Annotated in this window: 12 protein-coding genes; 9 read left to right on the top strand and 3 right to left on the bottom strand. The window is 33.4% G+C overall.

Going from position 1 to position 14,317, the window contains the following annotated elements:
• Positions 1 to 598: 598 nt before the first annotated feature.
• The 6 genes from DD829_RS17830 to DD829_RS17805 all read left to right on the top strand — a co-directional run bounded on the left by DD829_RS17830 (position 599) and on the right by DD829_RS17805 (position 6,981).
• Complete coding sequence (locus DD829_RS17830; protein ID WP_108411686.1) at positions 599 to 1,321, top strand: DUF6261 family protein; 723 nt, start codon at positions 599 to 601, stop codon at positions 1,319 to 1,321.
• Between the two features lie 1,683 nt (positions 1,322 to 3,004).
• A complete protein-coding gene (locus tag DD829_RS17825) occupies positions 3,005 to 3,931 on the top strand; it encodes a tetratricopeptide repeat protein (protein ID WP_108410933.1) in 927 nt (308 codons plus the stop codon).
• 16 nt (positions 3,932 to 3,947) lie between these two features.
• The gene (locus DD829_RS17820; RefSeq protein ID WP_123906920.1) at positions 3,948 to 4,409 is read left to right on the top strand and encodes a hypothetical protein; all 462 of its coding nucleotides are present in this window, start codon (positions 3,948 to 3,950) and stop codon (positions 4,407 to 4,409) included.
• Positions 4,410 to 4,446: 37 nt separating this feature from the next.
• On the top strand, positions 4,447 to 4,905 hold the full coding sequence (locus tag DD829_RS17815) for a hypothetical protein (protein ID WP_116548002.1): 459 nt from the start codon (positions 4,447 to 4,449) through the stop codon (positions 4,903 to 4,905).
• A 1,030-nt stretch (positions 4,906 to 5,935) separates the two neighbouring features.
• Complete coding sequence (locus tag DD829_RS17810) at positions 5,936 to 6,706, top strand: hypothetical protein (RefSeq protein ID WP_108411031.1); 771 nt, start codon at positions 5,936 to 5,938, stop codon at positions 6,704 to 6,706.
• A 5-nt stretch (positions 6,707 to 6,711) separates the two neighbouring features.
• The gene (locus tag DD829_RS17805; protein WP_123906918.1) at positions 6,712 to 6,981 is read left to right on the top strand and encodes a hypothetical protein; all 270 of its coding nucleotides are present in this window, start codon (positions 6,712 to 6,714) and stop codon (positions 6,979 to 6,981) included.
• 150 nt (positions 6,982 to 7,131) lie between these two features.
• Here DD829_RS17805 and DD829_RS17800 read toward each other — a convergent pair whose 3' ends face one another.
• The gene (locus DD829_RS17800) at positions 7,132 to 7,632 is read right to left on the bottom strand and encodes a hypothetical protein (protein ID WP_076394544.1); all 501 of its coding nucleotides are present in this window, start codon (positions 7,630 to 7,632) and stop codon (positions 7,132 to 7,134) included.
• A gap of 238 nt (positions 7,633 to 7,870) precedes the next feature.
• Between DD829_RS17800 and DD829_RS17795 the strand changes: the two genes are divergently transcribed.
• On the top strand, positions 7,871 to 8,548 hold the full coding sequence (locus DD829_RS17795; protein WP_108411029.1) for a TonB-dependent receptor plug domain-containing protein: 678 nt from the start codon (positions 7,871 to 7,873) through the stop codon (positions 8,546 to 8,548).
• 683 nt (positions 8,549 to 9,231) lie between these two features.
• Here the strand turns inward: DD829_RS17795 and DD829_RS17790 are convergent.
• Positions 9,232 to 10,860 carry an NADP-dependent glyceraldehyde-3-phosphate dehydrogenase gene (locus DD829_RS17790; protein ID WP_108411284.1) on the bottom strand — a complete coding sequence of 543 codons (1,629 nt, stop codon included), beginning with the start codon at positions 10,858 to 10,860 and terminating at the stop codon, positions 9,232 to 9,234.
• A 1,158-nt stretch (positions 10,861 to 12,018) separates the two neighbouring features.
• Positions 12,019 to 12,849 carry an alpha/beta fold hydrolase gene (locus tag DD829_RS17785; protein WP_108408820.1) on the bottom strand — a complete coding sequence of 277 codons (831 nt, stop codon included), beginning with the start codon at positions 12,847 to 12,849 and terminating at the stop codon, positions 12,019 to 12,021.
• Positions 12,850 to 12,979: 130 nt separating this feature from the next.
• Here DD829_RS17785 and DD829_RS17780 point away from each other — a divergent pair, with 130 nt between their 5' ends.
• Both DD829_RS17780 and DD829_RS17775 read left to right on the top strand, forming a co-directional pair.
• Complete coding sequence (locus DD829_RS17780; RefSeq protein WP_108408819.1) at positions 12,980 to 13,483, top strand: RNA polymerase sigma factor; 504 nt, start codon at positions 12,980 to 12,982, stop codon at positions 13,481 to 13,483.
• A 10-nt stretch (positions 13,484 to 13,493) separates the two neighbouring features.
• A complete protein-coding gene (locus DD829_RS17775; protein ID WP_108408818.1) occupies positions 13,494 to 14,312 on the top strand; it encodes a hypothetical protein in 819 nt (272 codons plus the stop codon).
• Positions 14,313 to 14,317: the final 5 nt, after the last annotated feature.

Below are 14,317 nucleotides of genomic sequence, written 5' to 3'. Positions count from 1 at the left end.
AACTGAGATAATCCCAACCAATAGCTATATAATTTCCTTCATAAAATATATCAAAATGTTTTCCAGTGTCGGTTCTAACAAACCAATAATTTCTATTTTCATTAAAATTTTCAACTTGATTTAAAATTTCTTTAACATTCATTGCTATCAGTTTTATAATAATTTATTATATCTAAATCAATCTTTATAGATTAACAAGATTATCTAGATTTTATTTTTTCAAATATAAAGAAACCGTCAGATATATAATTATGGTTTTCCGTAAATAAGTTTTTTATCAAATATTTCTACTAATGCGATTGAGATTAACAAATCTTATATCATATTTCCAAGTTTTTACTAGTGTATTTGAATGTTTCAAACATCTCGCAACCGCAAGACATCTCCAACAATTTGCAGAAAACCTCCTGCATCTGCATTTTGTTAAAAACAAGGTTGTTTGTCATCTCCTGCAATTGCATGAAGTCTCCTGCAAGTTGCGGGGAACTTCCTGCAACTGCATTTTGTTTCCCGCAAAATGTTTTAAACTAAATGCAGAATTATTTATATTTGCTGCGTTCAAAAAATAAATATTTAATAATTAAAAAACACATGTATTATGAAAATCTCATTAGTAAGATTAAGTACTAAAGATCTCGCTACTTTATCTCAACGTATTCTCTCAAATGCACAGTCAGGGAAATATACCATAGTTGATAATCATCCTCTTACTTTGGCTTTACAGAATTCGTACACAGAATACGATAAGGTCTATGCAAAGCAGAGCTACAGCGGAAAAGGGAAGGATGTGGCAACGGCAGATCATGAAAGGGATATCGCTTACACCAATCTGAAAGCCTTTCTCAACGGATACCGCAAACTTTCTTCTGCGCCCAATTATCAGGCTGCCGAAGATTTGTACAATGTATTGAAGAAGTACGGACTGGCTCTCGACCGTTTAAGCTATTCTTCTCAGACCGCACAGATGAAAAAGCTCATCGAAGAACTGGAAACTCCTGAAAATATGCAGAAAATCGGACTGCTTTCCATCAATGCTGCATTCACAGAAATGAAAACCAAACATGAAGATTTTGAGACCTTATTTGCCGATCAGGCAGAAGCCAACGCAGACCTCCGACAAATGACGAGCGCAAGCGCGATCCGCAAAGACCTTGAGAAAAACCTGAAAGCCTACATCAGTTTATTAACCGTGATGAAGGGTGTTTCCGGCTGGGAACTTTTGTACAGCGACACCAATGAGCTGGTAAAAGCGGCCAAAAATTCTTCCCAGCAAAAGACTAACAGCGAAGGAAAAACGGGAACTTCCGGAAACCAGCCGTAAAATCAACGATTTGTTGATTGCTGCACGTACTTTTTTAACCGCAAAAGCCACAAAAGATTTTGATGCTTTTATTAAAGTTAACAAGCATTAGAAAAAAGCACACAACAGTTTTTAAAAAATCTCTGATTTTTATGCTTTTGAGGACTTTAATTATTCTGAAATTTAGCTTTATCATTATCTTTTGTGCCTTTTGTGGTTAAATTTTTCTGTCATTCTGAAAGGAATTTTGCGCAGCATTATGCAATGAAGAATCTCTTAAAATGCAGTTATTTGAGATTTTTCAGCCCCACTTTGTTTCGCTCAAAATGACAGTGTTGCAGATTGAAATCTAAAAGTTTTTAAACACATCAGTCACATAAGATTTTAAATAAATTAAGCATTATATCAGAACACATTAGTTTATAAAAATCTTTGATTTTCTTCTTATGTGAACTTCTAATTATTTTATTAAACTAAACTTATGTGACTTAAGTGTTATATTTTAAAACAGTAAAATCACTCTGTCATTCAGAATGAAATTTTGCGAAGCATTATGGAATGAAGAATCTCTTAAAATATAGTTTTTTGAGATTTTTCGACTCCACTTCGTTTCGCTCAAAATGACAGCTTTGCAGGTTGAGTTTTTAAACACTTAAGTCACATAAGATTTTAAATAATTTCTACGCTTTATATCAGAGCACATTAGTTTGTGAAAATCTTTGATTTTCCTCTTATGTGAACTTCTAATTATTTTATTAAACTAAACTTGTGTGACTTAAGTGTTATATTTAAAAATCCTGTCATTCTGAATGGAATTTTGCGAAGCATTATGCAATGAAGAATCTATTAAAATGCAGTTGCTTTAGATTTTTCGGCTCCATTTCATTGCGCTCAAAATGACAGCTTTGCAGGTTGAAAAGTTTTTAAACACTTAAGTCACATAAGATTTTAAAATAATTCTAAGCTTTATATAAGAACACATTAGTCTATGAAAATCTTCGATTTTCTTCTTATGTGAACTTCTAATTATTTTATTAAACTAAACTTATGTGACTTAAGTGTTATATTTAAAAATCCTGTCATTCAGAATGAAATTTTGCGAAGCATTATGCAATGAAGAATCTCTTAAAATGCAATTGTTTTAGATTTTTCGGCTCCACTTCGTTGCGCTCAAAATGACAGCTTTGCAGGTTGAAGAGTTTTTAAACACATCAGTCACATAAGATTTTAAATAATTTAAGCTTTAAATCAGAACACATTAGTTTATGAAAATCTTTGATTTTCTTCTTATGTGAACTTCTAATTGTTTTATTAAACTAAACTTATGTGACTAATGTGTTATATTTTAAAACAGTAAAATCACTCTGTCATTCAGAATGAAATTTTGCGCAGCATTATGGAATGAAGAATCTATTAAGATGCAGTTATTTGAGATTTTTCGGCTCCACTTCGTTGCGCTCAAAATGACAGTGTTGCAGATTGAATGTAAGGGTTTTATTAAACACATCAATAACATAAGATTTTAAAATAATTTCTAAGCTTTAGATCAGATTACATTAGTCTATGAAAATCTTTGATTTTCTTCTTATGTGATCTTTTATATTTGGTTGGACTTATTTGATTATTAAAATTAATTTTATGCGGCAGGTTTTGTATCTTTTGCAGATAAAAAATTTTTTAAAGCAGTAACCATAGAAATCGGATATGAGGAAATATTTTTTTAGTGTATTGTTCGGGGTTTTATTTTCTGTTCCCGCATTCGGATGCCTGAACGGAGAAACGCTGCATCTCGAAGACGGAACCATTCTCTATGAAGACTATGAAGGATATATACCTTATGGTCATTCTTTTACCAATACCGAAGAGCTTAATAAAATACTGTTATCGCTGGAAAAAGGCTATAAGGAAACAGGAAAACTGAATTACCTTTCAGATAAAGGACTGATCCTGATTATTCAGGGAAAATATAAGGAAGCCATCGAACTTTACAAAAAGATTGAAAAAGAGGAACCCAACCGATATTCTACCGCCTCCAATATCGGTACCGCTTATGAACTGATCGGTAATAATGCCGAAGCGTTGCGCTGGATTGAAAAAGCAGTAAAAATAAACCCGAATTCTCACTACGGTTCCGAATGGATTCACATCAATATTCTGAAAGCCAAAATGAAAGGCGGAAAGTTGATCAATTCCAGATTTTTAATCGGAAATGATTTTGGAAATGGAAAATTTCCTGAATCGGAAAGAGAGGACAAGGAACTTTTTGTTTTGAGAAAGCAATTGTATTATCAGCTTAATGAGAGGATTTCTTTTGTAAAACCTGAAGATAAAATCGTAGCACAGCTTTTATTTGATCTCGGAAATATTTCTTATCTGATGCAGGAAAAAGAAGAAGCTGCAGAAAATTATAAAATGGCAAAAGAGTACGGTTTTAATAAGCTTGTTCTGGAAGAAAGACTGGCTTTGTATACACTGCCGGTAATCGATCATGTACAAAAGAAAGCAATTAAGGAAATTACATTTCAGACCAAACCCATACGAAGAACCGAACTGATTAGTTTTTGTATAGCAATCGCGTATCTGCTATTTTCGGGAGTGATTGTTTTTGTATTCAGAAAGAAAATTTTTTAATCTCAACTTGTTTTTTATGAATAAAATATTTTACATTTTTCTATTTCTGGCTCTGGTTTCCTGTAAAAAAGATCATGAGGTGAAAAAGGACGAATGGGATTATTTAAACAGCAGTTTTAATAACAAAGAAAACCTGAGCGATCTTACGATGCACTGTATGTATGATCTGTTTTCTGTAAAAAGGATCAATGATTCATTGTTCTACATCAGGCTTGATGAATTTCAGGGATGGAAAAAAGATTACAGAATCTATGAAGATACCGTAAAATTAAGCGAGAATAAAAAGATTACAGATTCATTAGGAAATCAGAAAAAACAGATCTTAAGATTTTCGAACAATCATGATGTGGATCTTGAAATTGATATTCATAAAATTGCAGTGCATTTCGACTCGGTTTCTCTCTACGAATATAACGGAAGAGTAAGCATCAATAACAAAAAGCTTCAGTATACCTGCAAAGATTTATTTGTAAAGTAAAAATTGTTTTTCCTCAGTAAAATGATATTTTTGAAGGATGAAATTATTCACGATAAAGCAAATTTTATCTTCTTGTCAGCTTTTAGATGAAGCAGGGAATATCGTTGCGGAAAGGCTGGCTAATTTTGTTTTCTCAACTAATGAAAGACTTAAAATCAAAGATCAGATATACAGAATTAAATATTCAGGTCTTTTTTGGGATGAAACTAAATACTTTGATGAAAAGGGAAATGTTGTCGTAATGATTGATCGCGTAAACCAAAGAATATTTCATTATCAGAATCAATATACCGAAATATATTTCTACAGATCAAAGGGTTTTAACAATAGAACTGTTACTTTATACCGTTTTCAGGATGATGCTTTAATGATGACATTCACTTTTAAAAACTCTATTTTCAAAAAACAAGGAAACATTGAAACGAATGATGATTTCAACAATCCATTGCTTTTAACCATGTTTTTTCATCACAATCTCAGAGAATCTGAAGATTAATTTGATGGCAATTTTTTTTGAAATGAATTTTTAGATAACAATCGTTTTAAATTTAACCACGAAAGCCATAAAGGAAATCTGTCATTCAGAATGAAATTTTGCGAAGCATTATTTAATGATGAATCTCTTAATATGAAGTAATTTGAGATTTTTCGACCCCACTTCGTTCCGCTCAAAATGACAGTTTCACACATTAAAAGTTTTTAAACACTTAAGTCACATAAGATTTTAAATAATTTAAGCTTTAGATCAGAACACATTAGTTTATAAAAATCTTTGATTTTTCTTCTTATGCGAACTTCTAATTGTTTTATTAAACTAAACTTATGTGACTTAAGTGTTATAATTTAAAATAGTAAAACTGTCATTCAGAATGGAATTTTGCGCAGTATTATGTAATGAAGAATCTATTAAGATGCAGTTGTTTTTAGATTTTTCGGCTTCACTTCGTTTCGCTCAAAATGACAGCTTTGCAGATTGAAGAGTTTTTTAAACACATCAATCACATAAGATTTTATAATTTCTACGCTTTAGATCAGATCACATTAGTCTATGAAAATCTTTGATTTTCTTCTTATGTGATCTTCTAAATATTTCATTAAACTAACCTTATGTGACTAATGTGTTATATTTTAAAACAGTAAAATCACTCTGTCATTCAGAAAGGAATTTTGCGAAGCAATATGCAATGAAGAATCTATTAGTATGAAGTAATTTGAGATTTTTCGGCTCCACTTCGTTGCGCTCAAAATGACAGCTTTGCAGGTTGAAGAGTTTTTAAACACTTAAGTCACATAAGATTTTAAATAAATTAAGCTTTAGATCAGAACACATTAGTCTACGAAAATCTTTGATTTTCTTGCGCCTTAAAGATCTGAGACGAATAAAAATATTGCATCCTTGCGTTTTCCAAAAAGAATATTTTATCTATAAAAAAGTTGAAATTTTGATGATTATACATAGCTTATTTTTTACAATTTTCAGCGCTGAAAAACCATAATAAAATTGTAATTTTCGGCAAATAAAAAATATGAAGAAACTCGGGATCATCGGCTGTGGCTGGTTGGGAAATCATTTGGCGGAGCATCTGTTTAAAAACTATGAAATTTTTGCGACCACCACAACAGAATCAAAACTGGATGTTCTGAAATTTAAAGGATATTATGTGGATCGGGTAAAATTTCCCGATGAAATTGATGCTTACATGAAACCGTGGAAAACAGCTTCTGAACTGGACGCCATTATTGTTGCCGTTCCTTTTTCGGGACTCAGAGGTTCCAGAATTCCGATGACGGGAAAAAGAGAAAACCTGCTTCGTTTTATAGGAGATTTTAACCGTCAGATTTTTTATACAAGTTCTACAGGCGTTTATCCGGATATCGAAAAAGAATTTACAGAGGATGACCTTCCGGCAGCGGAAGTGGAAAGTGAAAACTTTATGCTGGAGAAATTCCCTCAAACCAATATCCTGAGATTAGGCGGTTTAATGGGTGGTGAAAGACTGCTGAAAAACTATAATATCTCTCATCAGGATCAGTTGGTGAATCATATTCATTACGCAGACATCTGTTCGGTTATTGAAAAAATGTTAGACCAGAAGTCTCAGGCTAAAGTTTATAATATTGTTGCGTCGATCCATCCCAACAAACAAGAAGTCATCAATGCGCAGAAAGATCTGCCTTATGAAGGGGAGAGAAGAACAACGGGAAGAATAATTTCCCCTGCAAAATTAATGGAAGAACTGAATTTTGAATTTCAGTACCCCGATCCGAGATATTTTCACCTGAATGTAAATAATTAATGAAAATGATGACTGTTTTATCTTGCGGACCTATTTTTGAGCCTTTAATGGGGGGGCTGTTTTCTACGGTTAGCTGTATTGGAATTCTGATATTTTTAGCGGTTCGTTTCTTTAAAGGCGAAACTTATACCTTGTTGAAAAATTCAGGAACCGCGAACAAAACCTTCAGTATTATTCTGTATGGTGCAGCAGGAATTGTAGTGACGGCTTTTGTCTGGTTTATTCTCACCTTTATGTTTACGGCACTTGTTTTCTGGTATACTAAAAATTTTTAGAGTTTTTGACTTAAATTTTAGAATGTTTTTTAAGTAAAAAGATCCTTCCACAAGTTCAGCGTGACCTCTTTGGTGCAGACAGTTGTTTTCAACGGTGCAACACTGAGTCTGTAGAAGGTTTATGATAAAATAATTGACAGACAACTTTTTTTATCTGTTCATCAGTATATTTTCAATCGATTCTAAAATTTCTTTTTCAATATTTTCTTCGGTAATTGTTTCCAGAGTGTATTTCTGCTCTTTGAAAGCAGCGGTTCCGGTTCCGTTCTGGAAGATGGTGTCCTGATGAATTCCAATGCGTTTTAGATTTTTATCGGCAACGAACATGATGTGCGGAAATTTATCATTCGCGTAAAAATTAGATTCCACATTTCTGGAAATCTGAAGTTTCATATGGGTCTGTGAATTAACGCCCAAACCGTTTTTATTTTCTTCATTAAAAGTTACTTTACAGCCAAATCCGTTTTCTCTCAGCATCCTTCTGAATTCCTGCATTTTGGGTTCGATGAGGTTTTTACTCAGTGTTCTGAACCCTTCAATAAACATATCTTCCTCGCTTTTCTTCTTGGCAAGACTTTCCTGCAGTTTTTGTTCTTCCGTTTTTAAATTGGAAAACAGAGAATTGAGCCGTTCTATATTTTCTTCCTTCATGGTAATTAAAAATCAATAAATAATTGTCCTGTTTTTAAGTTCCGAAATATCGTAAAATTTTTTGAGTAGATTGATATGTTACGTTCAAACTTAAATTATTATCCCCATCTTTTTGTTACTCTTAACTTCGTTAAACCTTCGGTTTGCTATTAATGAAAATTTTGATCCGATTTAAAAAAAATCATTCCCTTTTCCAACCTTTTCATCAAACCATGCATCTTTATAAGAAAAGATCAGTATGAAAATCACGATACCAAAACCATGTCACGAAAACTGGGCGACAATGACTCCCGAAGACAAAGGACGATTTTGCGCAGTCTGTTCAAAAACCGTAAGAGACTTCACCAACGCTTCGGATGAAGAAATCATCAATGTTTTTTCCAACACATCAGATAATATCTGCGGAAATTTCAACGAATCTCAACTCGACAGAGATCTGCAGTATTCTTACCTCAATTCGCTCCTTACCAAATTTGCGGTAGGCTTTGTTTTTACAACAGCGGGTTTTGTCGCACTGAATGCGCAGAAAATCACAGCGAAAGATACGCTAAATAGCGAAAGAACAGATGGAATTGTTATAACAGCAGGAATTGTACGCAAAAAAGTATGTGAGACAGATGTTTCTAAAGAAGCAAAGAGTAAAGATCTTGATATTCAATTAAAAGGGCAGGTTTCAGGAGTAAAGATAGGTGATACAATTCATTCGGATAGGCTGATTCTCGGAGGCATTCATTCCGTTAAAATTGATGATTACAGACCTTTGTATGTTCTGGACGGAAAGATCATCAGCGAAAAAAAGTTCCGAAAATTAGACCAGAAGTCCATAAAAACAATGAATATTTTGAAGGGAGCTTCAGCAACTGCAATTTATGGTGAGAAAGGAAAAAACGGAGTTATTCTGGTAAAGACGAAATGATTTTTTTTCAATGTAAATAATTTTTTAATGTAATAGCAAAAAGGACTATACTAATCAAAAATTTTTAATTGATATGACTGTCATTTTGAGCGCAACGAAGCGGAGTTGAAAAATCTAAAAATAACTGCATCTTAATAGATTCTTCATTGCATAATGCTTCGCAAAATTCCTTTCAGAATGACAGTTTTACTTTTTTAAAATATAACACATTAGTCACATAAGTTTAGTTTAATGAAATATTTAGTAGATCACATAAGAAGAAAATCAAAGATTTTCATACACTAATGTGTTCTGATATAAAGATTAGAAATTATTATAAAAATCTTATGTGACTAATGTACTTTTAAAAACTCTACATTCCAATCTGCGAGACTGTCATTTTTAAGAGATTCTTCATTGCATAATGCTTCGCAAAATTTCATTCTGAATGACAGAGTGATTTTACTATTTTAAAAATATAACACATAAGTCACATAAGTTTATTTTAATGAGATACTTAAAAGATCACATGAGAAGAAAATCAAAGATTTTCAGACTAATGTGTTCTGATATAAAGTTTAGAAATTATTATAAAATCTTATGTGGCTTATGTGTTTAAACAAAAACTTTTACGCTTGTTAACTTGTGACTTTGTGGTTATAAAAGTTTAAATAAGTTTCAAAATCAGGTTAAAAGATCAGTGATTAAAAAATATAATCCGTACTGAGGAAATTAGAATCATGATCTCTTACAATTGTGTTCAGTAGATTTTTATTGGAATCTGTAACTTTTGCAGCAACCAGAGAACGGATTGAGAACGAACGAAGCGCATCAAAAACAGAAAGCGTTCCTTCTGCACTGTCTTTTCTTCCAGTGAACGGGAAAACATCCGGTCCGCGCTGAGCCTGACAATTGATATTCACTCGGCTTACCAGATTCACAAAAGGATCGATTAATCTGGAAATTTCCATCGCATCTTCACTGAAAATACTCACCTGCATTCCATGATCTGCATTTACCTGATAATCGATGGGTTCCTCAATATCGTCAAAAGGAACCACCGGAATTACAGGACCGAACTGCTCTTCATGATACAGCTTCATTTCATGATTTACCGGAAAAACCACTGCCGGAAAAACAAAAGATTCTTCTGTAAAACCACCGTTTTCATTTAAAACTTTAGCACCTTTCGACAGCGCATCATCTATACACTCTTTCAGGTAAGAAGGCTTATTCACTTCCGGAAGCGGAGTAATTTTCACATCCTTTTCCCATGGAAGTCCCGGTTTCATTGCCTCAACAGCTTCCGTTAATTTGCGGGTAAACTCTTCTGCCACCTCTTTCTGAACGAAAATTAATTTTAAAGCGGTGCATCTCTGTCCGTTAAAAGAAAGAGATCCCAAAATACATTCACTCACCGCAACATCAAGATTGGCCTGTTTTGTAACAATAGCCGCATTCTTAGCATCTAAACTTAAAATCGCTCTTAAACGATTAACTTTCGGATGCAGTTTTTTCAGTCCGTTCGCAACTTTACTCGATCCGATGAACGCAAGAACATTCACTTTTCCGCTTTCCATGATCGGCGTAATAATTTCAGAACCTTTTCCGTACAACGTATTTACCGTTCCTTTCGGGAAAGCTTCTTTAAAAGCATTTAATAAAGGGTAATGTGCTAAAACACCATGTTTTGGAAGTTTAAACAGAATGGTATTTCCCATAATCAACGCAGGAATAAGCGTCGTGAAGATTTCATTTAAAGGATAATTGAAAGGTCCCATGCTTAACACCACACCAAGCGGAGCTCTTCTGATTTGGGCAATTGTTCCTTCCGCCTGCTGAAAACGGGAAGATTCTCTGTCGAGATCTTTTAGTGCATCAATCGTCTGGTTGATGTAATCCACCGTTCTGTCGAATTCTTTCGTAGAATCTACCAACGTTTTCCCGATCTCCCACATCAGCAATTTGATCACAAGATCTCTCTGCTGAATCATTAAGTATACAAATTTCTGCATACATTTTATTCTGCCTTCCACAGACATTGTTGGCCACTCTCCCAGTCCGTTGTCATACGCTTTTACGCAGGCTTCCAAAACTTTCATGGCTTCATCGGGACCGATATTCGGGATGCTTCCCAACAGTTTTCTCTCCAGACCATTTTCTGTACGAATACAGACCGGAGAATAAATATTCTGTACATCGCCGTTCCATTCCACCAGTTCTCCATTGAGAAGATACTCACGCTGATGAATTTCGGGAACTTTATATGCTTCGGGAATTTCGTTTTCGGATTTGAATATTTCATGAAATAACGGGCTGTTTGCTGAACTCATAAATCTTTTATTTTTTAATAATGATAAGGTTAAAATTTGTCTATACTAAAGGTAGACCTAAAAATCGATTTTAAAAAGACCTTCGTAATAGATTTCCTCTATTTAAAACAAAAATTAACATTCTGCTTCCAGATTACGGACATCTATCATTTTCTTCTTCTGTGATCTTCTAAGTATTGAAAATAACAACTCATGTGACTTATGTGTTATATTTAAAAATAATAAAATTGCTCTGTCATTCAGAATGAAATTTTGCGAAGCATTATGCAATGAAGAATCTTTTAAAATGTAGTTTTTTAAGATTTTTCGGCTCCACTTCGTTGTGCTCAAAATGACAGCCTTGCAGGTTGAAGAGTTTTTAACACTTAAGTCACATAAGATTTTAAATAAATTAAGCATTATATTAGAACACATTAGTTTATGAAAATCTTCGATTTTCTTCTTATGTGAACTTCTAATTATTTATTAAACTAGACTTATGTGACTTAAGTGTTATATTTAAAAATCCTGTCATTCAGAATGAAATTTTGCGAAGCATTATGCAATGAAGAATCTATTAAGATACAGTTATTTTTAGATTTTTCGACTCCACTTCGTTGCGCTCAAAATGACAGCCTTACAGGTTGAAGAGTTTTTAACACTTAAGTCACATAAGATTTTAAATAATTTCTACACTTTATATCAGAGCACATTAGCTTGTGAAAATCTTCGATTTTCTTCTTATGTGAACTTCTAATTATTTTATTAAACTAGACTTATGTGACTTAAGTGTTATATTTAAAAATCCTGTCATACAGAATGAAATTTTGCGAAGCATTATTTAATGAAGAATCTATTAAAATGCAGTTATTTTTAGATTTTTCGACTCCGCTTCGTTGCGCTCAAAATGACAGTGTTGCAGATTGAAATATAAAAGTTTTTAAACACATTAGGCACATAAGATTTTAAATAAATTAAGCATTATATTAGAACACATTAGTTTATAAAAATCTTCGATTTTCTTCTTTTAAGCAATTTGATTATTCTTAAGCCTAGCTTTATTTTTTTCGGCTTAATTTGAAATTAGTTAAATAACGACCATAAAACAAAATCCGCAATCTGAAAGGACTGCGGATTATTTGATTAGTAAAAATCAAAAACATATATTTGGAAGAAAAGTTATTTTTCCGTTAAAAATCTGCTGATAATACTGTTTAAATCATCTGCGTGGGTTACATTTAAACCGTGAGGCGCACCTTCAATGATAACACATTCATTATCGGCAATTCCCTGTGCAGCCTGTTTTCCAGCAGTATCAATCGGAACAATATTATCCGAGTCTCCATGAACAATCAGTGTTCTTACGTTAACGTTGGCTAATTCGGGACGGAAATCTGTGTTTGACCAGCTTTCAGCACATTTTATGGTGGCAATAGGATTGGCAAAAGAAGCAATTGCCCAGTCGAAATCCAGTTGTTTCTGGCTTACAGGCTTTGAAAGCATTCCGAAATTATAAAAATCTTTGTGGAAAGATTCAAGGAAAGTGATTCGGTCTGTTTTCAGTGCATTCATGATCTCGTCCAGTTTTTCCTGCGGAACTCCGTCCGGATTGTCTTCTTTCTGTTTTACAATCGGAATGATGGATGAGATTAAAGCAACTTTGTCTACATTTTCTGAACCGTAATTCGTTAAATAACGCACGACTTCTCCACCTCCCATAGAGAATCCGAAGAGGATAACATTTTTAAGGTCTAACTGTGAGATGATTTCATGAAGATCTTTTGCCAGTCCGTCATAATCGTATCCGTCATAAGTTGGTGAAGATTTTCCGAAACCTTTTCTGTCGTATGCGATCACGCGATATCCTAAATTTAAAAGCACCGGAATCTGCATTTCCCACGATTTTCCGCTTAACGGCCATCCGTGGATTAAAATAATGGGTTGTCCGGATCCGAAATCTTCATAGTAAAGCTGGACGTTCTGATCGTCCTGTTTTGTAATGTAAGGCATATTTATATTTTTGGTGTGATTCAGGAATTCCAAATATTAAGCCATAAATAATAATGTGGTATGTAAAAAATTAAAATAATTATTGTAACAAAATGCAGCATTTCCTACTAACTGAAACATAGCCTAAAAAATGTCTTTACTGGAAAAGGAATTCTTAGAGAAAATTGAAAAGCATAAAGGCGTGATTTTCAAGATCTCGAAGATGTACATGGATAATCCCGACGATCAGAATGATCTCTATCAGGAGATCATCTATCAGGCGTGGAAATCCTACAGCGATTTTCAAAAAAAAAGTGAATTTTCCACATGGCTGCACAGAACCGCCCTTAATACCGCCATTGTCTTTCTCCGAAGCGAAAAAAAACGTAGTTTTATACAGAATCAGAGTATAGAAAATCTCCGTGTTCAGCAGGAATCTTATAATGATGCAGAGGATAGGAATATGAAAATGATGTATGAAGCGATCCATCAGCTCAGTCCTATTGACAAAGCGTTGATTTTTTTCTATCTGGAAGATTTTCCGGGTAAGGAGATAGCCAGACAACTGGGAATAACGGAAGTAAATGCAAGAGTGAAGCTGAACCGGGCGAAAACAAAACTGAAAGAAATTATCGAAAAACAAACGGCTCTCTAAACTATAAGGTATGAAATTAGAAAATTTTAAAGAACTCTGGGAAAAAGATCATCAGGAGCTTCCGGAAATTTCTTTGGAAAAGCAGAACGAAATACATTCGCCACTGGAAATGATCAGAATCAACATGAAAACTGAATTCTGGCTGATGATTCTCACGCTTCCTATGCTTTTAATAGGATTTCCTTTTGCAACGGAAGATTTTAATGTAAAGACAATTTCGATATTAGTCGCTGTTCTTACGTTAGGGATTATCATCTATTTTTATTCAAGATTCATTAAGCTGTATAAAATGCTGAAAAAGACAAGTATTAATACCAATTATGATCTTTTCAACCTCAAAACACAACTTTTGGTTTCTAAGGAAATTTATATTTCATACTACATCTCTTATATTCCTTTAGCGTTTGTTTCTTCTCTTGAGCAGATTGATTTTCAGTTTAATATAGATTACCATTTTGCTGTTTTTGTCGTCAGTTTTTTGATCGCCATTTTTGTTTTGTTTATTTTAATAAAGTACTGGATCTACTATATGTACGGAAAATACATTGAAGATGTTATATGTCTTGTGGATGAACTTAATGGCGTTGAAGTAGAAATGAAACAAAGAAAGAACAGAGATAAAACGTGGTTTGAACGTTCCCAGAAATATTTCATCAAAAAAATCGGAATTAAAGGAAATATCCTGAACACAGTATTGTGGTTTGCTTCCGCTTATGTTTTCATTATTGCATTTTTAACGATTGTCTTATTGGCGGTTATTGTAATCGGCGCAAAGCTTGATTTCATCGACTTGCATATCCTTCAAAAAGCTTTAAACAAAGGGAATTAAAAAAT

It is taken from the genome of Chryseobacterium sp. HMWF035 (genome assembly GCF_003094695.1).
Classification (GTDB): Bacteria; Bacteroidota; Bacteroidia; order Flavobacteriales; family Weeksellaceae; genus Chryseobacterium; species Chryseobacterium gambrini.
This window is presented reverse-complemented; position numbering and strand designations above follow the sequence as displayed.

Coding starts and splice junctions, on each gene's coding strand:
- DD829_RS17780 (WP_108408819.1), top strand. CDS start 12,980: ATGTCTTTACTGGAAAAGGAATTCTTAGAGAAAATTGAAAAGCATAAA.
- DD829_RS17815 (WP_116548002.1), top strand. CDS start 4,447: ATGAAATTATTCACGATAAAGCAAATTTTATCTTCTTGTCAGCTTTTA.
- DD829_RS17810 (WP_108411031.1), top strand. CDS start 5,936: ATGAAGAAACTCGGGATCATCGGCTGTGGCTGGTTGGGAAATCATTTG.
- DD829_RS17790 (WP_108411284.1), bottom strand. CDS start 10,860: ATGAGTTCAGCAAACAGCCCGTTATTTCATGAAATATTCAAATCCGAA.
- DD829_RS17795 (WP_108411029.1), top strand. CDS start 7,871: ATGAAAATCACGATACCAAAACCATGTCACGAAAACTGGGCGACAATG.
- DD829_RS17805 (WP_123906918.1), top strand. CDS start 6,712: ATGATGACTGTTTTATCTTGCGGACCTATTTTTGAGCCTTTAATGGGG.
- DD829_RS17820 (WP_123906920.1), top strand. CDS start 3,948: ATGAATAAAATATTTTACATTTTTCTATTTCTGGCTCTGGTTTCCTGT.
- DD829_RS17830 (WP_108411686.1), top strand. CDS start 599: ATGAAAATCTCATTAGTAAGATTAAGTACTAAAGATCTCGCTACTTTA.
- DD829_RS17775 (WP_108408818.1), top strand. CDS start 13,494: ATGAAATTAGAAAATTTTAAAGAACTCTGGGAAAAAGATCATCAGGAG.
- DD829_RS17800 (WP_076394544.1), bottom strand. CDS start 7,632: ATGAAGGAAGAAAATATAGAACGGCTCAATTCTCTGTTTTCCAATTTA.
- DD829_RS17785 (WP_108408820.1), bottom strand. CDS start 12,849: ATGCCTTACATTACAAAACAGGACGATCAGAACGTCCAGCTTTACTAT.
- DD829_RS17825 (WP_108410933.1), top strand. CDS start 3,005: ATGAGGAAATATTTTTTTAGTGTATTGTTCGGGGTTTTATTTTCTGTT.